This window comes from Saccharococcus thermophilus (assembly GCF_011761475.1).
Taxonomy (GTDB): domain Bacteria; phylum Bacillota; class Bacilli; order Bacillales; family Anoxybacillaceae; genus Saccharococcus; species Saccharococcus thermophilus.
The window spans coordinates 1,417,093-1,434,316 of sequence record NZ_JAASRS010000001.1 but is presented as its reverse complement, the minus strand read 5'-3'; the positions used below and the strand labels follow the sequence as shown (position 1 = coordinate 1,434,316).

The 17,224-nt window shown below is 48.5% G+C and carries 17 protein-coding genes, 1 pseudogene and 1 riboswitch; of the genes and pseudogenes, 13 read left to right on the top strand and 5 right to left on the bottom strand.

The features are described from left to right. Window positions 1-56: 56 nt before the first annotated feature. A riboswitch (SAM riboswitch) is annotated at window positions 57-164 on the bottom strand. Window positions 165-478: 314 nt separating this feature from the next. Next, window positions 479-1,648, bottom strand: a complete 1,170-nt coding sequence (locus BDD39_RS07410) for an IS256 family transposase (protein ID WP_166907073.1) — start codon at window positions 1,646-1,648, stop codon at window positions 479-481. A gap of 157 nt (window positions 1,649-1,805) precedes the next feature. On the opposite strand from BDD39_RS07410, the gene BDD39_RS07405 reads away from it, so the two are divergent. Further along, complete coding sequence (locus BDD39_RS07405; protein WP_166909447.1) at window positions 1,806-3,347, top strand: NAD(P)H-hydrate dehydratase; 1,542 nt, start codon at window positions 1,806-1,808, stop codon at window positions 3,345-3,347. Beyond that, window positions 3,344-3,583: a hypothetical protein gene (locus BDD39_RS07400; protein ID WP_243846009.1), complete on the top strand. Its 240-nt coding sequence runs from the start codon at window positions 3,344-3,346 to the stop codon at window positions 3,581-3,583. The genes BDD39_RS07405 and BDD39_RS07400 overlap by 4 nt, the downstream gene beginning before the upstream one ends. A 36-nt stretch (window positions 3,584-3,619) precedes the next feature. Here BDD39_RS07400 and pdxR read toward each other — a convergent pair whose 3' ends face one another. Continuing rightward, on the bottom strand, window positions 3,620-5,017 hold the full coding sequence (gene pdxR / locus BDD39_RS07395; protein ID WP_208404346.1) for a MocR-like pyridoxine biosynthesis transcription factor PdxR: 1,398 nt from the start codon (window positions 5,015-5,017) through the stop codon (window positions 3,620-3,622). A gap of 103 nt (window positions 5,018-5,120) precedes the next feature. On the opposite strand from pdxR, the gene BDD39_RS07390 reads away from it, so the two are divergent. The 4 genes from BDD39_RS07390 to BDD39_RS07375 all read left to right on the top strand — a co-directional run bounded on the left by BDD39_RS07390 (window position 5,121) and on the right by BDD39_RS07375 (window position 8,370). Next, on the top strand, window positions 5,121-5,669 hold the full coding sequence (locus tag BDD39_RS07390; RefSeq protein ID WP_166909444.1) for a pyridoxamine 5'-phosphate oxidase family protein: 549 nt from the start codon (window positions 5,121-5,123) through the stop codon (window positions 5,667-5,669). A 293-nt stretch (window positions 5,670-5,962) separates the two neighbouring features. Beyond that, window positions 5,963-6,664 carry a 5-oxoprolinase subunit PxpB gene (gene pxpB, locus BDD39_RS07385; RefSeq protein WP_166912321.1) on the top strand — a complete coding sequence of 234 codons (702 nt, stop codon included), beginning with the start codon at window positions 5,963-5,965 and terminating at the stop codon, window positions 6,662-6,664. Further along, window positions 6,639-7,625 carry a 5-oxoprolinase subunit C family protein gene (locus BDD39_RS07380; protein WP_166909442.1) on the top strand — a complete coding sequence of 329 codons (987 nt, stop codon included), beginning with the start codon at window positions 6,639-6,641 and terminating at the stop codon, window positions 7,623-7,625. The genes pxpB and BDD39_RS07380 overlap by 26 nt, the downstream gene beginning before the upstream one ends. Next, window positions 7,612-8,370, top strand: a complete 759-nt coding sequence (locus BDD39_RS07375; RefSeq protein WP_166909440.1) for a LamB/YcsF family protein — start codon at window positions 7,612-7,614, stop codon at window positions 8,368-8,370. The genes BDD39_RS07380 and BDD39_RS07375 overlap by 14 nt, the downstream gene beginning before the upstream one ends. 53 nt (window positions 8,371-8,423) lie before the next feature. Here BDD39_RS07375 and BDD39_RS07370 read toward each other — a convergent pair whose 3' ends face one another. Beyond that, window positions 8,424-9,035: a LysE family transporter gene (locus BDD39_RS07370; protein ID WP_166909438.1), complete on the bottom strand. Its 612-nt coding sequence runs from the start codon at window positions 9,033-9,035 to the stop codon at window positions 8,424-8,426. 32 nt (window positions 9,036-9,067) lie between these two features. Beyond that, the gene (locus BDD39_RS07365; RefSeq protein WP_166909436.1) at window positions 9,068-9,346 is read right to left on the bottom strand and encodes a phosphotransferase family protein; all 279 of its coding nucleotides are present in this window, start codon (window positions 9,344-9,346) and stop codon (window positions 9,068-9,070) included. Between the two features lie 353 nt (window positions 9,347-9,699). Between BDD39_RS07365 and tnpA the strand changes: the two are divergent. From tnpA to BDD39_RS07340, 5 genes and pseudogenes are all read left to right on the top strand, one after another. Further along, window positions 9,700-10,125 (top strand): annotated as a pseudogene (gene tnpA / locus BDD39_RS07360) (IS200/IS605 family transposase). Continuing rightward, window positions 10,082-11,239 carry an IS200/IS605 family element RNA-guided endonuclease TnpB gene (tnpB, locus tag BDD39_RS07355; RefSeq protein WP_166909434.1) on the top strand — a complete coding sequence of 386 codons (1,158 nt, stop codon included), beginning with the start codon at window positions 10,082-10,084 and terminating at the stop codon, window positions 11,237-11,239. Before tnpA ends, tnpB begins: the two are co-directional and overlap by 44 nt. Window positions 11,240-11,311: 72 nt before the next feature. Continuing rightward, window positions 11,312-11,779: a GNAT family N-acetyltransferase gene (locus BDD39_RS07350; protein WP_341801453.1), complete on the top strand. Its 468-nt coding sequence runs from the start codon at window positions 11,312-11,314 to the stop codon at window positions 11,777-11,779. After that, entirely contained in the window at window positions 11,776-12,447 is a 672-nt protein-coding gene (locus BDD39_RS07345; protein WP_166909432.1) for an HAD-IA family hydrolase, read from the top strand. Before BDD39_RS07350 ends, BDD39_RS07345 begins: the two co-directional genes overlap by 4 nt. A gap of 173 nt (window positions 12,448-12,620) precedes the next feature. Beyond that, complete coding sequence (locus tag BDD39_RS07340; RefSeq protein WP_166909430.1) at window positions 12,621-13,457, top strand: HAD family hydrolase; 837 nt, start codon at window positions 12,621-12,623, stop codon at window positions 13,455-13,457. A gap of 102 nt (window positions 13,458-13,559) precedes the next feature. On the opposite strand, the gene BDD39_RS07335 is transcribed toward BDD39_RS07340, so the two are convergent. Then, the gene (locus BDD39_RS07335; protein WP_166909428.1) at window positions 13,560-14,234 is read right to left on the bottom strand and encodes a class I SAM-dependent methyltransferase; all 675 of its coding nucleotides are present in this window, start codon (window positions 14,232-14,234) and stop codon (window positions 13,560-13,562) included. Window positions 14,235-14,501: 267 nt separating this feature from the next. On the opposite strand from BDD39_RS07335, the gene BDD39_RS07330 reads away from it, so the two are divergent. Together BDD39_RS07330 and BDD39_RS07325 are read left to right on the top strand one after the other, a co-directional pair. Next, the gene (locus BDD39_RS07330) at window positions 14,502-16,184 is read left to right on the top strand and encodes a long-chain fatty acid--CoA ligase (RefSeq protein ID WP_166909426.1); all 1,683 of its coding nucleotides are present in this window, start codon (window positions 14,502-14,504) and stop codon (window positions 16,182-16,184) included. Further along, a complete protein-coding gene (locus tag BDD39_RS07325) occupies window positions 16,181-17,161 on the top strand; it encodes a phosphotriesterase family protein (protein WP_166909424.1) in 981 nt (326 codons plus the stop codon). The genes BDD39_RS07330 and BDD39_RS07325 overlap by 4 nt, the downstream gene beginning before the upstream one ends. The last annotated feature ends 63 nt before the right edge of the window (window positions 17,162-17,224 follow it).

Here is a 17,224-nt window from a genome sequence, read left to right as displayed (position 1 = left end):
CTGGAAAATAAAAACGCCCCTTTCATTCAGAAAGAGGCATCGGTATGTAAATACCCGACTTATCTTTCAGAATGAAAGCCATTCTGCAGGAATTGGCACCGTTCCCTAAAAGGGAGGTTGCCGGACGTCATTGGGCCTGTTCCCTCGGTCACTCTTGATAAGCGGTTTGTTGTATGCAATTTTTACATTCATCATAATTCCAAGAAAGCCGATTGTCAATATTGGTTTTGGTGATGATAGGTAAGACAGCGCTTACATCATTGTTATACCGCGAAAAAGTTTTTTTGCAGGTGTTTTCCTTTTTCATGGAGAACAAATTAGGTACCGTCAAGAATTTTGTGTAATGTAAGATAGATAGGGTATCTCTGAAATGGATTTAGAATAGAGGGGGGATATTTCCTCCACACGAGAGACTGAATATTCAGTCTCTTGTGTGGAAAGGGAGAATCCTCCTATTTTGTTTATTTACAATATTTGGTTAACAATAACGTTCTTCAAACATTCGTTGAAGAGCTTCCTGCGCTTCGGCAAATCCTCTTAACTTTCGCCCTGCCCATTTCTCATTAAAATCTTGGATGGTCAAATACACGACTTTTTCCGCGGCTTCTAAACTGCTCAAACTGTTCATCGGCTTTAGACGTTTCCGAATCTCTTTGATCGTTCGTTCGATGACATTCGTCGTGTAAATCACACTTCGAATACTGCTTGGATAATCCATAAATGTAAGGAGGACATCCAACTCATTGGCCCAAGACTGAACTTCTCTTGGATATTTGCTGGACCATTTCGACTCAAACTGTTGAAACATTTGTAACGCCATCTCCTTATTCGGCGCGCGATAAATCAGCTTGAGATCCTCGGCCACTTCGAATTGGTCTTTTTTCCGAACACGGCTGAGGGTGTTGCGGACTTTGTGCACGACACAGCGCTGCACATCGGCTTTCGGATACACCGCCTTAAAGGCTTCCTCCAGCCCCGGAAGGCCATCGAAGACGCCAAGAAGCACTTCCTTGACGCCTCTTTGGTAGAGGTGTTGAAGAATTTCCTGCCATCCATAGGCGCTTTCTTGTCCTCCCACGAAGAAATCCAGAATTTCTCGATACCCTTCTTCATTCACTCCTAACACCACATAAATGACTTCTTTCTCTACCGTATCGCGGCGAAGTTTCACGTACAAGCCGTCCAAATATAAGACAGAATAACGTTTGGATAGTGGACGATGGTGCCATTTCTCGATGTCTTCTTTCACGACATCGGTAATACGGCTGATCGTCGCTGGAGAATAAGCATTTCCTAGAATTCGTTCGATAAACTTGCCAATTTCCCGTGTACTCATGCCACTTTGATACATCCTAATGATGGCTTCCTCCAGCCAGCCGGTGTGGCGTTGATAAGGGGCAAACAACTGTGTTTGAAATTCCCCGTTTCGGTCTCTTGGAACCAAAAGACCCTCAATCCGGCCATATTGCGTATCTAGATTTCGCTGATAGTAGCCGTTTCTCATATTCGGCGTTCCAGCCTGTTCGATTTCGAGGAAATGTTTGATTTCTTCCCGCATAATCAGCTCTAATTTTTCCTTCACAAACTGACGAATGACACTTTCCAGTTGATTTGCCCAGTCGACATTCGGTATACTTCTTTTAGACATAGGTAGGGTACTCCTTTCTCTAAGATTTTTGGTCCAATCAGAGAATACCCTACCTTTTTTCTTTTGTTCTAGCAAAATGCTTTACACAAACTTTTATACATCATCACAAATTAATGAAACGGGACAAATACATATTTAGCAGATGGGGGTGAGCATGATGCATATCGTTACAGCCGCAGAAATGTACGAAATCGACCGCGACACGGTTGAACAGATCGGCATCAGCGCCGATTCTTTGATGGAAGACGCCGGACAGGCGCTGTTTCATGTGCTGCGCGAACGCATTCCACGTTCGGCGCGTGTGGCGGTGCTAGCCGGGACAGGCAACAACGGGGGCGACGGATTGGTTGTCGCAAGGATGTTCAAAAGCAATGGCTATGATGTGGATGTATGGCTCGTTCCGCCAAAAGAAAAGGTGAAAGGCGCGGCGAAAACGGCGCTGGAGGTGTATGAGCGTTCCGGATATGACTGGAAACCATATGCGGGAAATGAACAAGCGTTTGCCGCACACATTTTACAATACGATGCCATCATTGACGCTTTGCTTGGCATTGGCATCAAAGGAGAGGTGCGGCCTCCGTATAGAGAGATCATTGAGCTTGTCAACCGTTCCCGCGCTATTGTCTATGCGATCGATATCCCAAGCGGAACCCCAGCGGACGGGGGAGAGGCCGAAACTGCGGTTCGCGCCGATGCCACGATTACGATTCAATGCCCGAAACTGGGGGCGTACACGTTTCCGACAGCAGATTATTACGGCGAACTGCTCCTTGTCGATATCGGTATTCCGCCGCTTGCCGTCAAGCGAAATGCCGCGCCCCGCTTTGTATGGGAAGAGGACGATGTCGTGCGGACGCTGCCAAAACGAAAACGATCGTCCCATAAAGGAACGCATGGAAAACTACTTGTCGTTGGCGGTTCCCGAGCGATGACAGGAGCGGTTACGTTAACGGCTAAAGCGGCGCTGCGAAGCGGGGCGGGATTGTTGACGATGGCGGTGCCGGATGATATTTATTCCGTTGTCGCCAACCGCGTTCCGGAAGCGATGTACTATCCATGTCCGGCTCGGGACGGGGCGTTTTCCGGCGCCATGGATGTATCGGCGCTTGATATCGACGCGGTCGCGATCGGCCCGGGGCTTGGCCGTACGGATGGCGTCCGCGACCTTGTTTCCAACATCGTGCGGCAGCCAGTGCCGCTTGTTATCGATGCCGACGCCCTCTTTTTCTGGAACGAGTACGCCGCGCTAATTCGTGAACGAAAAGCGGCAACAGTGGTTACCCCGCATCCCGGGGAAATGGCGCGCATGCTTGGTCTATCGATCCGTGACATCGAAGGCGATCGGTTTGGCACATCGAAGCGTCTGGCGACGGAGTACGGCATCTACGTCGTGTTGAAAGGACCTTATACGATTGTGACAACGCCAGACGGTTCGCAATATGTCAACACGACCGGAAATCCCGCTTTGGCGAAAGGTGGAAGCGGCGACGTGCTGACGGGGATCGTTTCCGCGTTTCTCATGCAGCATCATTCCGCACAAGAAGCCATTAGCAACGCCGTCTGGATTCACGGAAAAGCTGCCGATATGCTTGTAGAACGCGGCCATTCGCAATGGGACGTGCTTGCTGGCGATTTAATCGAAGCAATTCCGGCGGCGCTTTCGTATGTGCAGGAAAAACAAAAGGGGGATATGGGTTGAAAAATTGGAGATGGTGGCTCGACATTGCAATGGTTGGAATTGGTGCTTTTTTGCTTTGGAAAAGCATGGACCTTGGCGAAGCGTACGCCAGTCATTGGCTTCGCGAAAGTGGGGAACATGCGGACGCGGATACTTATCATATTATCTTATCCGAAGCGATTCGCATGTATCGCTCGGCAGGGGCGATTTTATTCGCCATCGGGGTATGGTTTCTGCGTAAAGAAGCGATGCGCTAGAATATAGAAGCGCATCGCTTTTCTGTTGGGAGTGGCTCAAATCTCCCATACTTGTTTCAGTTCGCGAATTCCAGCTCGGATATCTTTCTCGCTCATTCCTCCAAAGCCGAGCAAAAGATACGGAGGCGGCGTTTCATCGTTTCCAAACCAATATTTCGCTGCGGAATAGACGAGAATGCCTGCTTTTTCTGCTTTTTGCACCAGTTCAGCGGCATCCTTGCCTTTTATTTCTACAAGAAGATGGAGCCCCGCTTTGTCGCCGATGATTGTTGCTTGATCACCAAAGTGTTCGCGAATCGCTCCGATAAGCGCCTGACGTTTTTTCGCGTAGATGGTGCGCATGCGGCGGATATGGCGTTCAAAATGGCCTTCACGCATAAACAGGGCGAGCGATTTTTGCACGATCGTGGCGACGGTCTGATGATAGTTGGCGCAGCGTTCGTAAAAACGCGCCAGCAAACGTTGCGGCAGCACCATATAGCTCGCGCGGATGGCAGGAGTGAACACTTTCGAAAACGTGCCGACATAAACGACACGGTCTTCCGTATCGAGCGCTTTTAACGCAGGGATCGGTTTGTTTCCGTAGCGGAATTCGCTATCGTAATCGTCTTCGATAATAAATCCGTTAGACTGCTGCACCCATTTCAGGAGCTTTTGCCGCTTGCCGATCGGCAATACCATCCCAAGCGGCAATTGATGCGAAGGAGTGACATAGACGACTTTTGCGTTTGTTGCTTGCAGCTGGTCGATGTTCAGCCCATCTTCTTCCAGTTCAATCGGGAGAATAGAAAAATGGTGATTTTGAAACACAGTGCGAATGACATTATAACAAGGGTTTTCTAAAGCGACCACATCATGCCGAAAGTCGAACAGCTGGCATAAGAGACCAATCAGTTGCGGCGTGCCAGAGCCGATAACGATTTGTTCTGGAGAACAGTGAATGCCGCGTGCGTGGTACAAATAGCGTTGAATTTCCTCGCGCAAGTCGATATCTCCCTGACGGTCGCCGTACCACAACCATTCGCTTCGCTCCGCATCCATCGCTGCGAGGAGACATTTCCGCCATGTTTTCAGCGGAAAATGGTCAGGGTCAATATGACCGTAGCGAAAGTTGTAGCGAATGGGATTGGTTTTTGGAGCCTCCGCCAGAACATCGATTTGGGGAACCTGCGGTGCGAGAGGTTCTTCTAGGTCTTGAACAATAAACCCTACGCGCGGTTTGCTTTCGATATATCCTTCGGCAAGAAGCTGCTGGTATGCGGTTTCGACGGTGGTTTTGCTGATGGCTAAATGTTGGGAAAGCACGCGAATCGAGGGAAGTTTGCTTCCTTTTTTAAGATGGCCGTTTGCGATTTCTTCTTTTATGTATGTATACAGCTGCATGTAAAGCGGTGTACCGTTTGTTGAATCGAGAATGGGCTGCAATTCCACCATGTTTTCCTCCTCTGACCCTTCTTTTTTCTTTATTTCTGTCCCTATTCATAAGGTCAACTCTTCGCTATGATTCCATTATAACACGATGAAGGGAGAGAAATAGATGAGAAGGGACATGTTGGAGTGCAAAGACGAACAAAAAATCAACCAGTTTTTACAGGAAGCGTTGACCGGATTTTTAGGTTTGGCAGACGGCGGTGAGCCGTATGTCGTGCCGCTGAATTTCGTATGGTGGAATGGTTGTGTATATATACATGGAGCGGAAGAAGGGAGAAAAATCGATATAATCCAGCGCAATCCGCTCGTCTGCTTTACCGTCAGCGAGCATATAGGGACAATGGTGCATCCCGTGCCAGCCAAAACGAGCACCGCTTATATGAGTGTGATGATATTCGGAACAGCGGAGGTCGTTTCCGATTTACGAGAAGCAACAGATGCGCTGGAACAAATGCTCCGCAAATATGTGCCGGGCTATTTTGACCGTCCGCTTTCCGAGAGGCATGTATCATCATACCGCTCATCGGCAGGGAGCGCCGCCGTTGTCATCAAAATCGTTCCTGACCTTATTACCGCGAAAGAAAAACCGTTAGAGGAAGAGCGTCAGTTTTATAGAGGAAGAAGCGCGCGGGATGATATCGGCAGGATCTTTTGACCGGAAAATAGATAGAAAATTTTATTTATTTCATTATAATTGAATATAAAATTCATTTTTTAATATGAAACGAGAAAGCATGATAAATAAAACAGTTGCCTTCAGCGGGATATGACCGAACAAGACCGAAAGTGGCAATATACGGTAAGCAGCTATTCGGCCGTGATGGTGATGCCGATTTTCAAAGTAGTGGAGGGATTGAGTATACTGGTCCGGAGCATCGGTTTTCACCAGAAGCGGCCGAAAAGCGAAAGCAGGCCGCCCAGCATTGTTTTTTCAAGGAAGGGATGACAATGGATTATACAATGTTTCCGTTAAGCGAATATGCGGTGACGGTTCGTTTTTCCGCGGAAGTGGACGAAGCGGTGAATGACTACGTTCATCGTGTCGCCATTTTTTTGGAACAACAGAAAAAGAACGGGATTTTGGATATTGTCCCGACGTTTTCCTCGGTGACGGTGTATTACGATCCGCTTGTCGTTGGAGGCTACGAGGAAATGTGTGAGTGGCTGCGAACAGAGCTTGAGCGGGTCGAACAAGTGGAAGCGCCGCCATCACGAACCGTTGTCATTCCCGTCTGTTACGGTGGAGAGTTTGGTCCGGATTTAGAAGAGGTCGCCCGCTTTCACGGGATGACGGAAGACGAGGTCATTGCCATTCATGCGCAAGGGCGCTATCGCGTTTATATGATTGGTTTCGCTCCCGGATTTGCTTATTTAGGCGGATTGTCTCCTAAGATTGCCACTCCGCGCCGCGCCACCCCAAGAACGCATGTGCCAGCCGGTTCGGTCGGCATTGCCGGCAATCAGACAGGAGTTTACCCGCTGGCGACTCCAGGCGGGTGGCAAATCATCGGAAGAACGCCGCTCGCTTTGTTCCGGCCGCATCATGAGGAGCCGAGTTTGCTTCGTGCGGGAGATATCGTACAATTTTGTCCGATTACCGAAGAACAGTATAGGATGTGGGATGATGAGCGCCATTCAAGTAATACATAGCGGATTTTTCACAACCGTGCAGGACGGAGGACGCTTCGGATATCAAAAAGCCGGTGTGTCTGTTGGAGGAGTGATGGATTCGTTTGCAAGCCGCCTTGCAAATTTGCTTGTCAGGAATGGCCCTAATGAAGCGACATTAGAAATAACGATGAGCGGTCCGACGCTTCGTTTTGAAACGGACGCGCTCCTTGCGATTTGCGGCGGTTCATTTCGCTGTACATTAAACGGTGAATCGGTATCGATGTGGAAACCGCTTGTCGCCCGCAGCGGCGATATTTTGTCGATAGGGGCGTGCCAGAACGGTTATCGTGCATATGTCGCGTTTGCGGGCGGGCTCAACATTCCGCTTGTGATGAATAGCCGTTCTACACATGTACAAGCGCACATCGGTGGTTTTCATGGAAGATCGCTGCAGCCGGGGGATGTGTTGCCGCTGCGATCCAATACACTAACGATTCCAGAAAGCCCTATTCGTTGGGGAATTGCTTTTTCAGCAAGAAATTACATAAACGGGAAGAGAAAAATTGTTCGCGTTGTGGAAGGCCCGGAATATCACATGTTTACCGAGCAAAGCCAAGAGCGATTTTTTTCTTCCACGTATGAAGTGACGACGCAATCAGACCGCATGGGCTATCGCTTGCAAGGGCAAGCTCTTGAGCGCAAGACGAATCAAGAAATGATTTCGGAAGCGGTCACGTTTGGAACAATTCAAGTTCCAAAAAAAGGCCAGCCGATTGTATTGATGGCCGATTGCCAAACGACAGGCGGGTATCCGCGCATCGCTCAAGTGATTAGCGTGGACCTTCCGATTTTAGCGCAGGCGCGCCCAGGTGATCACATTCAATTTCAAAAAGTATCGTGGCAGGAAGCACGCCAGCTATATACGGAACGGGAACAGCAAATGAAAAGATGGAAACGAATGATTCAACAAAAATGGAGGGAAGTTCATGACGCGCATTGATTTGAATTGCGACATTGGCGAAAGCTTCGGGGTATACCAACTTGGTGAAGAGGAGGAGATATTGCGCTATGTCACCTCTGTCAATATTGCTTGCGGCTTTCATGCCGGCGATCCGCTTGTCATGCGGAAAACGGTGCAAATGGCGTTGGAACGAAAAGTGGCGATCGGTGCTCATCCGGGGTTTCCGGACTTGCTTGGCTTTGGCCGGCGCAACATCGCGGTCACTCCAGAGGAAGCGTATGCGTATGTTGTTTATCAAATCGGGGCGCTCGCCGCATTTGTGAAAGCGGAAGGAGGGACGATGTCGCACGTCAAGCCGCACGGCGCCCTTTATAACATGGCGGCGAAAGACGCGGCGCTGGCCGAGGCGATCGCCAAAGCGGTGTATGATGTCGATCCAGCCTTAGCCTTGTACGGACTTGCCGGGAGCGAGCTAATTCGCGCTGGAAAGAAAATCGGCTTGCGCACGGCGAACGAAGTATTCGCGGACCGAACGTACCAACAAGACGGTTCATTGACACCAAGAAGCAACCCGCGCGCGGTGATTGTTGATGAACAAGAAGCGGTCCAGCAAGTGCTGACTATGGTGAAAGAAAAACGCGTCCGCACTTTGCAAGGCATCGACGTTGCGATCGAAGCGGAAACGGTATGCATTCACGGGGATGGCAGGAAAGCGGTGCTGTTTGCGAAGCGGCTATATGAAGCGTTGCGAAAAGAAGGTGTGGATGTCTGTTCGATAAACTAGAGGAAGAAAGCAACGGAAGTTCCCCACTTCAACCAAATGCAAGTGGGGAGAGATTAATTTTTCCATAAATTTATGATCAGATACGCTGCCACCGCCCATATAATGAGAGCGGAAAGTTGATTGATGCGTTTCATCAGCGTTCCTTTTTGATCAATCTGGCCAATCGTTTTTCCGGCAATGGCAAGAAAGAAAAACCACAGCCAGGAAACAGAAATGCAGGCACCGGTAAAAGTAACTTTTTCGGCCCCGTCATAATTCAATGAATTGGTGCCAATCATCCCGATGGTGTCCAATATCGCGTGAGGATTTAGCAATGAAACAGAAAGGGCAAACAGTATTTGTTTTTTCGGCGGCATCGACCCTTGATCGTTCGCAGAAGACGGCTGGCTCTTCCAAACCGTCCATCCCATATATAATAGAAAAAAGAAACCAACGGTAAATAGGATCGTTTGCAGCCAGGGCATCGTAAACACAACCACCGACACGCCGAGCACCGCCAATAAAATGAGCGCCGTATCACACAGCGCCGCGGTAAGCACTGCGGGAAGCGCCCGCAAAAAGCGGGGCTGCGCCGCTCCTTGCTGAAAGACAAATACATTTTGCGCACCGAGCGGAAGAATCAGGCCAAGCGCTAGGATAAAGCCGTGAATGAAGGCAGTAAGCACGTTCCATTCTCCTTATCTATGTATGATATTCTCTAGAAAAACTCGTACAATCCGTTTGCGAAATACTCATATTCTTTTTTTGTGATCGGTTTTTGCCCATATCCTTCAAAAAACACGATGACGTCCGATTCATGTTGAAACGCGTTTTGCTTCGGACGGATGGCCAATGCCGCATCGTACCTTGGATCTCCGAAAGCGCCGCCGCTCCAATCGATGATACCGACCATATTTCCGTCGCGAACAAGAACGTTATCAATCGTAAAATCACCATGAATAAGTGTGGGCGGACACGGCGCTGGCCGCTTTTTCATATGGTTCCTACATCGTCATGAATGTCTTCGGGGATCTCATGAATTGGAATGGGCTGCATGCTTCTTCTCCTGTTTCATTATCGGTTATTTCCACAGTGACTGGAAAAGTCCTTTTTTGCACAGGAAAAACAGTGCATCCGATTGTTTCCATGTTATAATGATGCTACAAAAATTGCAAAATGGTTGTGAAAATTCGAATAGATACATAGAAGGAGCGGGAAAGATGATCGAATTTCGCCGATACGCCGACTTTTCTTTGTTCAAACAGGATGTATTGCCATTTCTAGAACAGCATGAAGGTATTAACATTTCATTAGGTGGCAAATATAAGAAAAGTCCAAAGTAACTGAAATATCGTGTATGATTGCAAGTATCATGTCGTTTTCTGTCCGAAGTATCGGAAAAAGTACTTGTTCCTCCAGTAAGTGAATGATGAAAAGAACTGTTCGCATCAAAGGCAAAGGAACTACAGGCAGAAATGGCCGAAATGGAGGTCATGCCAGACCATGTGCATCTAATTCATCCAATGCGATCCACAGTTTGGTATTCACAGAGTGATTAAGCATGTAAAGGGATATACGTCACGAATATTGCGCCAGGAATTCCCGCATTGAAAATCACGCTTGCCATCCCTATGGACCAACTCTTACTTTGTAGCCACCGTTGGAACCGTGTCCTTGGAAGCGGTAAAACAATATATGGAATCTCAACCAATAAGAAGCGGGAGGGAAAACCATGGCAAAAAAGAAAAAAGAACAACTTCCACACCAATCGTTTAAGTTCCGGATCTATCCAACGAAAGAACAAGCGATACTCATTAACAAGAACATCGGATGCTGCCGTTTTGTTTTCAATCACTTTTTAGCCAAGTGGAATGAAGCGTATGAGCAAACAGGCAAAGGTTTAACCTATAACACTTGCGCAAATCAGTTAACTCCATTGAAAAAGGAATGGGAATGGTTAACAGAAGTCGATTCTACAGCCCTTCAAAATGCGCTAAAACATCTGGACGACGCCTTCCAACGTTTTTTCCAAAAGCAGAATGGCCGCCCACGTTTCAAGAGCAAGAAAAACCCTGTCCAAACTTACACTAGCCAATGCAACTACCCAAAGAAAGGAAAACCATCGATCGAAGTAGTTGGAAATCAAGTCAAACTACCCAAGTTAGGATGGGTACGTTTCGCAAAATCACGGGAAGTAGAAGGCAGAATTCTTTCCGCCACGATTCGGCGCCATCCATCTGGAAAGTACTTTGTTTCCATTCTATGCGAAAGGAACTGCTGCCCATATAAACCCGTTAGCCAAGGAAAAGCCATTGGCATCGATCTTGGTTTAAAAGATTTCGCCATTCTCTCTACTGGAGAAAAAATCAATGCGCCGAAATATTTCAGAAAGTATGAAAAGAAGCTGGCTAGGTGGCAACGAATCCTATCTCGCCGCCAAAAAGGCGGTTCCAACTGGAACAAAGCACGCTTAAAAGTGGCTCGAATTCATGAAAAAATCGTCAATGCAAGACGTGACTTCCTACATAAGCTGTCTACCAAACTGATTGACGAAAACCAAGTAATCTGTTTGGAGGACTTGCAAGTAAAAAACATGGTTAAGAATCATCATCTGGCAAAATCAATCACAGATGCGTCTTGGTCTGAGTTTGTAGATATGTTGGAATATAAGGCGAAATGGTATGGCAGAACCATCGTAAAAATGGACAAACAATTTCCATCTTCACAACTTTGCTCTGAATGTGGCTATCAAAACAAAGAAGTCAAAAACCTAAACTTGCGGGTGTGGACATGCCCGAATTGCGGAGCGCACCATGACCGGGACGTAAACGCAGCTATAAACATCTTGCAAGAAGGTATAAGACTATTCACCGCTGGGCCGGCGGGTTGAGCTTGGTCCATTTCTCTTCGGTAGAAGGGATTACCCAAGAATCCCCTGCCTTTAGGCATAAGGAGTGGTCAAGTGCTGAAACAGGTGAAAAGGTCTGCCTCTCAACGAGGCGTGTTGCGTCCGGCGCAAATGAGCGATATGGAAATGCTGTGCCAATGGTTTGTCCGGTTTTGTGAGGACGTTAGACTTCCGGCATCCGCAGAGGAAGCGGCACAGGCGGTGCAAGGAGCGATCGCCAATCAGCAACTATACGTATGGATGATCGATGGGGAGCCGGTTTCGATGGCGCGCTGGGCCCGTCCAACGAAAACGAATGTAACGATCGGCTGGGTATATACGCCGCCGGAAAAACGAAAAAATGGATACGCTTCTGATTGTGTGGCGGCACTGACGCAACATGTATTAGATTTAGGATATAAAACCGCTTCCCTTTATACCGATTTAGACAACCCGACTTCGAATAAAATTTATATGGAAATCGGTTATGAGCCGGTGATGGATTCAATGTTGCTGCTGTTTCAAAAGGAGGAAACAACATGAACGAAATTCCATTTGCCGTCATTTTCGATATGGACGGCACGCTGTTTCAAACGGAAACCGTTCTTGTTCCTGCCCTGCATAAGACGTTTGGCCGTCTGCGCCGTGAAGGGCTGTGGCAAGGGGACACGCCAGTCGAGAAATATTTGCGGATTCTTGGCGTTCCGATTCCAGAAGTATGGCGCCAATTGATGCCGGAAGAGAGTGAAGGGGTGCGCGACCGAGCAGCCGCATGGTTTTTGGATGATATCATTGATGAAATCAGGCAAGGAAACGGGCGGTTATATCCAGACGTGCACACGACGCTTGCGGCCCTTGCCGATCAAGGAATTCCGCTTTTTGTCGCAAGCAACGGGCGTCAGCGCTATCTCGCCGCGATTCGGACCGCCTTTTTGCTCGAGCGCTATTTTATCGATTTTTACAGCCTCGATCGGTTTTCCCTGACGTCGAAATCCGCATTAGTCAAACAGCTGTTGAATGATTACGGGATTGAAAAAGCGGTGATGGTAGGGGATCGACGTTCCGATATCGAGGCGGCAAAAGAAAACGGGCTAGTCGCCATTGGCTGCCAATTTGGTTTTGCCGCGGGTGAAGAGTTGGCGGCAGCGGATGTAGTGATCAAGCAGTTTCACGAATTGGCCGCGTTCGATTGGCCAGCGCTTGTTTGCTAGTTCATGATTTCCATCATTTGTATTTTTGTGATGCTGTCTTATAATAATATAAAAAAGTGTGACATCCAGGCAACCGGCACCTGACCGGCGTGCTTCCAACTGAGTTACTAAACGCTTGCGGCCGGAAAACAAACATATCGAGCGGCCGCAGCGATCAAGAAGGGGGAAGCAGCATGAACAACGGAAACGTAAAAGCGATTGTCTTTGATTTAGACGGCACATTGTATGAAGAAACCCATCATTTTGAATATTACGCCGCGCAGGTCGCTAAGCGGCTGCGTGAAGAAGATCGACCCCGCTTTTGGGAAGATTACCGCGCGGTTCTTTCCGGCCGCCATCCGCTTCGCATCGGCAGTGTGTATGATGCCGGCGAAGATCTTATTTTGTTTTTGCAAAACGGATTCGTGAGCGAAGCGTACCGCTGGAACGGCGAAAAGCTGGCAGTTGCCGAAGCAAAAACGATCTACCCCGGGCAGGTGAAAATCGATCTTGACCGCTTATTTAGCATCGGCGACTTATGGTGGGTGCCAAGCTCGATCGGCCGTCATTATGGTTTAACGAATGAAGATACATATGCGGCGTTTTTGGAAACGAGAAAGTGGATGATGGGGCCGGATTTTGCGATGAACGGAGTTCCCGGGCTGGCCGAGACGCTAGAGCAGCTGAAAAACCGTAAAGTGCTCATTTTAATGACGAACAGCCCGAAGCCGGACAGCGAGGCTATTTTGCACAAACTAAAGCTGGCTGATGTTTTTCATCATAAAATTTTTCAAGCAGGCAAACCGATCAAAACGGCAAGCCATCTGCAAACGATTCGAGATCGCTATCATATCCAGTATGAAGAGATGATCAGCATTGGCGACAATTTGGAAAATGACATCCTCCCGGCAAGCCGGCTTGGCTGCCGCACCATTTTTATCGATGCGTATAGATTGGCTAAGCAAGGCGACGCCGATGTCATCGTCGCCTCGATGTCGGAATGCGTTCCAGTGTTGCGCCGCTTCCTATAACGCCGGCATTGCACCGTCCTTTTATTTTGGCATCGCGGTTAGTGAATAGGCTTTTATGGGGAACGGGCGGCGGGAAATCGATTTTATCCTTTTTTAGTTGTGTTATTTTTTATAGGCCACCACGATTTGTGAAAACGGAAAGGTGTAAAACACTTTCTTTGTTTCGATGCGGCTGGCCAGAGGAGTCAGTATCTCGATGTATTCCGATACCCGCTGCATATCAGAAATCACTAGCCTCCCATTTGGTCGCAAAACGCGCCACATCTCCCTTACTGCTTGTTCTCTGCCCTTAGCGCCTTTAATGTTATGAATGACAAAGTTGGAAACCACCGCGTCAAAACGCTCATCCGCAAATGGCAATTCGCGGGCATCTCCGTCAATCAGCTCAATCGGGGGAGCATTTTCGATTTCGATGTTTTTGAAAAACGCTTCCCTTCCGTTGCCGCTTATATCCCACTGTGACCAATGGTCAATCGCGGTGACATTGCATCCTAGCTTAGCCGCCGCAATGGCGAGAAGCCCCCGGCCTGTGCCGACATCGAGCACTTCTTCCCCCGCTCGAACTTCCGCAAGCTGCAAAATGACATAGCGATGCTTGATTTTGATGACGGTAGAGTAGAAAAACATCCATAGTCCCATACATAATAGGAATAAACCAAAGAAAAGACCGCCTATGCTATGCGGCAATCCCATGAGGCTTATAAGTGAAAAAACGAAACCGACAGTAATCAAAGTCCCTACCCAAAACGGAGCATCAATCCCGTATCGTAATGTCATCTGGTATCCTCCTAAAAGAGATTTCAATCCTCTTCATTTTATCAAGTTTTTTGTTTGTATAAAAGGAATATTCAAAATATTATTGATATTCTCAAAAAGATACGGTATCATGATAAAAAAATGCACACACAACATACTAACCAGTTAGTTAACACGTGGTGAAAATGATAGGAGCAGTAGATTAAAAAGGCGAGCGCATATGTTTTTTACTAACGAACGAAATTGTAACCGCTTTCTATTAACATTTTATAGGGGAGAGGGGATTCGATGAACACACGTCACTTTCCGTATTGGCCGAAACGGTTGAGCAAAACGCTGACCGTGCCGGAAACAACGATCGTCGATCATTTAGAAACGACAGCGAAGCGCTACCCTCAAAAAACCGCCATCCATTATTACGGCGCCTCTTATTCTTATAAGCAATTATGGGAGCAAGTCAACGCGCTTGCCGGCTACCTGCAGCAAAAGCTTTCCGTTCAGCCAGGAGACCGAGTGCTTTTATACATGCAGAATTCCCCGCAGTTTATCGTTTCCTACTACGCGATTTTGCGCGCCGAAGCGATTGTCGTTCCGATTAACCCGATGAACACGACGGAAGAGCTTTCGTTTTACGTCAAAGATTGCGAAACGAAAGTCGGCATTGTCGGGCAGGAGCTGTTCGCCAAAGCGGCGCCGCTTTTATCTGCAACGCCGCTCGAGCATATTATCGTCGCCGCTTATTCGGATTATATTTCCGAATTTTCGCCGATTGCGCTTCCGGATGAAGTCGCATTGCCGCGGCAAACGTATGACCATGAACATGTTTACTACTGGAACGATTGTTTAGAAGCAAATCTTCCGCCGAACCCATATCAGGGACATGTCGATGATATTGCCGTGCTTCCGTATACATCGGGAACAACGGGAGTGCCAAAAGGATGCGTTCATTCACACCGGACGGTCAACGCCAACATTGTCGGCGCCTATCATTGGGCGAACGTAACAAGCGATTCTGTTTGCCTCGTTACCTTGCCGCTCTTTCATGTGACGGGAATGGTCCATAGCATGCATCTTCCGATTTTTGCCGGATCGGCCATGGTGATGATGACGCGCTGGAATCGCGACAGCGCCGCGTGTTTGATTGAAATGCATCGCTGCACGCATTGGGTAAATATAAGCACGATGCTCATTGACTTTTTAGCCAATCCATCATTATCAAAATATGATATTTCTTCTCTTGTTAGCATCGCCGGCGGGGGAGCGCCGCTTCCGGAAGCGGTTGGAGAAAAATTGTTTAAGCTGACAGGAGTGAAATATATGGAAGGATACGGGCTTTCCGAAACGATTTCGCAGACGCATTTTAACCCGCCGGATCGTCCGAAATTGCAATGCTTAGGCATTCCATCGTTTGACGTGGACGCCCGCATCATTGACCCGGCAACCGGAAAAGAGCTTGGCGTCGGGGAAGTCGGCGAAATCGTCGTGCACGGCCCGCAAGTGTTTAAAGGCTATTACCGCCGCGAAAAAGAAACGGAAGAAGCGTTTATTGAACTTGACGGAAAGCGATTTTTCCGCACCGGCGATATCGGCCGGATGGATGAGGAAGGATATTTCTTCATCGTTGACCGCGTTAAACGAATGATCAACGCGTCCGGGTATAAAGTATGGCCGACGGAAGTCGAATCGCTTCTGTATAAACACCCGGCCGTCCAGCAAGCGTGCGTTGTCGGCGTTCCTGATCCGCGCCGCGGCGAGACGGTAAAGGCGTTTATCGTGCTCCAGGAAGAATACGTCGGCAAAATCACAGAAGAAGAAATTATTGAATGGGCGAAAACACAGATGGCCGCTTATAAATATCCGCGCCTTGTCGAGTTTCGCTCGTCTTTGCCGATGACATCGAGCGGAAAATTGCTATGGCGGAAATTGCAAGAGGAAGAGTATCAAAAATTAGAAAAAGGGGCGAGAGCATGACAAAGGGAATGGTGGAAACCGTCTGCGGTCCGGTGCCGGCGAGCGAACTTGGCAAAACGCTGATCCATGAGCATTTTGTCTTTGGGTATCCTGGGTTTCAAGGCGATGTGACGCTCGGGCCGCTCCGCTTTGAGGAAGCTCTCGAGGCGGGAATTGCCGTCGCGCGAAAAATGATGGACCATGGCATCCAAACCGTTGTCGATCCGACGCCGAATGACTGCGGCCGCAATCCGGAGCTGCTCCGCCGCATTTCCGAGGCAACCGGGCTAAACATCATTTGCGCGACCGGTTATTATTACGAAGGTGAAGGGGCAACGCCGTATTTTAAGTTTCGCCAGCTGCTCGGCACGGCGGAAGAAGAAATATATGACATGTTTATGGCGGAAATTACAAACGGCATCGCCGATACCGGCATAAAACCGGGCGTCATCAAACTGGCATCAAGCAAAAACCGGATCACCGAATACGAAAAAATGTTCTTCCGTGCCGCAGCCCGCGCGCAAAAAGAAACAGGAATCGTGATTATCACCCATACGCAGGAAGGAACGATGGGGCCGGAACAGGCGGCATACTTGTTTGAGCATGGCGCCGATCCGCAAAAAATCGTCATCGGCCATATGTGCGGCAACACCGATCCGGAATACCATAAAAAGACGCTGCAATATGGGGTGTACATTGCTTTTGACCGCTTCGGCATCCAAGGCATGGTCGGCGCGCCGACGGATGAAGAGCGGATCCGCACGCTGCTCGTGCTGCTTCGCGAAGGCTTTGCCGATAAAATCATGCTTGCCCATGACACCGTCAATATTTGGCTCGGCCGTCCGCCGCAGCTGCCAGAGCCGTTTGCTGCACTGATGAGCAATTGGCATGTCGGGCATTTATTCGAAACGATCATTCCGACGCTGATGAAAGAGGGGGTAACGGAAGAACAATTAGAGCAAATGTTTGTCAAAAACCCTGCTAAATTGTTTGCATAATCAGCAACAACACAAGGCCGTTTCCAAAAAGCTAAAGCTGCTTTTTGGAGCGGCCTTTTTCTA

Coding starts and splice junctions, on each gene's coding strand:
- BDD39_RS07410 (WP_166907073.1), bottom strand. CDS start 1,648: ATGTCTAAAAGAAGTATACCGAATGTCGACTGGGCAAATCAACTGGAA.
- BDD39_RS07405 (WP_166909447.1), top strand. CDS start 1,806: ATGCATATCGTTACAGCCGCAGAAATGTACGAAATCGACCGCGACACG.
- pdxR (WP_208404346.1), bottom strand. CDS start 5,017: ATGGTGGAATTGCAGCCCATTCTCGATTCAACAAACGGTACACCGCTT.
- BDD39_RS07390 (WP_166909444.1), top strand. CDS start 5,121: ATGAGAAGGGACATGTTGGAGTGCAAAGACGAACAAAAAATCAACCAG.
- pxpB (WP_166912321.1), top strand. CDS start 5,963: ATGGATTATACAATGTTTCCGTTAAGCGAATATGCGGTGACGGTTCGT.
- BDD39_RS07380 (WP_166909442.1), top strand. CDS start 6,639: ATGAGCGCCATTCAAGTAATACATAGCGGATTTTTCACAACCGTGCAG.
- BDD39_RS07375 (WP_166909440.1), top strand. CDS start 7,612: ATGACGCGCATTGATTTGAATTGCGACATTGGCGAAAGCTTCGGGGTA.
- BDD39_RS07365 (WP_166909436.1), bottom strand. CDS start 9,346: ATGAAAAAGCGGCCAGCGCCGTGTCCGCCCACACTTATTCATGGTGAT.
- tnpB (WP_166909434.1), top strand. CDS start 10,082: ATGGCAAAAAAGAAAAAAGAACAACTTCCACACCAATCGTTTAAGTTC.
- BDD39_RS07345 (WP_166909432.1), top strand. CDS start 11,776: ATGAACGAAATTCCATTTGCCGTCATTTTCGATATGGACGGCACGCTG.
- BDD39_RS07340 (WP_166909430.1), top strand. CDS start 12,621: ATGAACAACGGAAACGTAAAAGCGATTGTCTTTGATTTAGACGGCACA.
- BDD39_RS07335 (WP_166909428.1), bottom strand. CDS start 14,234: ATGACATTACGATACGGGATTGATGCTCCGTTTTGGGTAGGGACTTTG.
- BDD39_RS07330 (WP_166909426.1), top strand. CDS start 14,502: ATGAACACACGTCACTTTCCGTATTGGCCGAAACGGTTGAGCAAAACG.
- BDD39_RS07325 (WP_166909424.1), top strand. CDS start 16,181: ATGACAAAGGGAATGGTGGAAACCGTCTGCGGTCCGGTGCCGGCGAGC.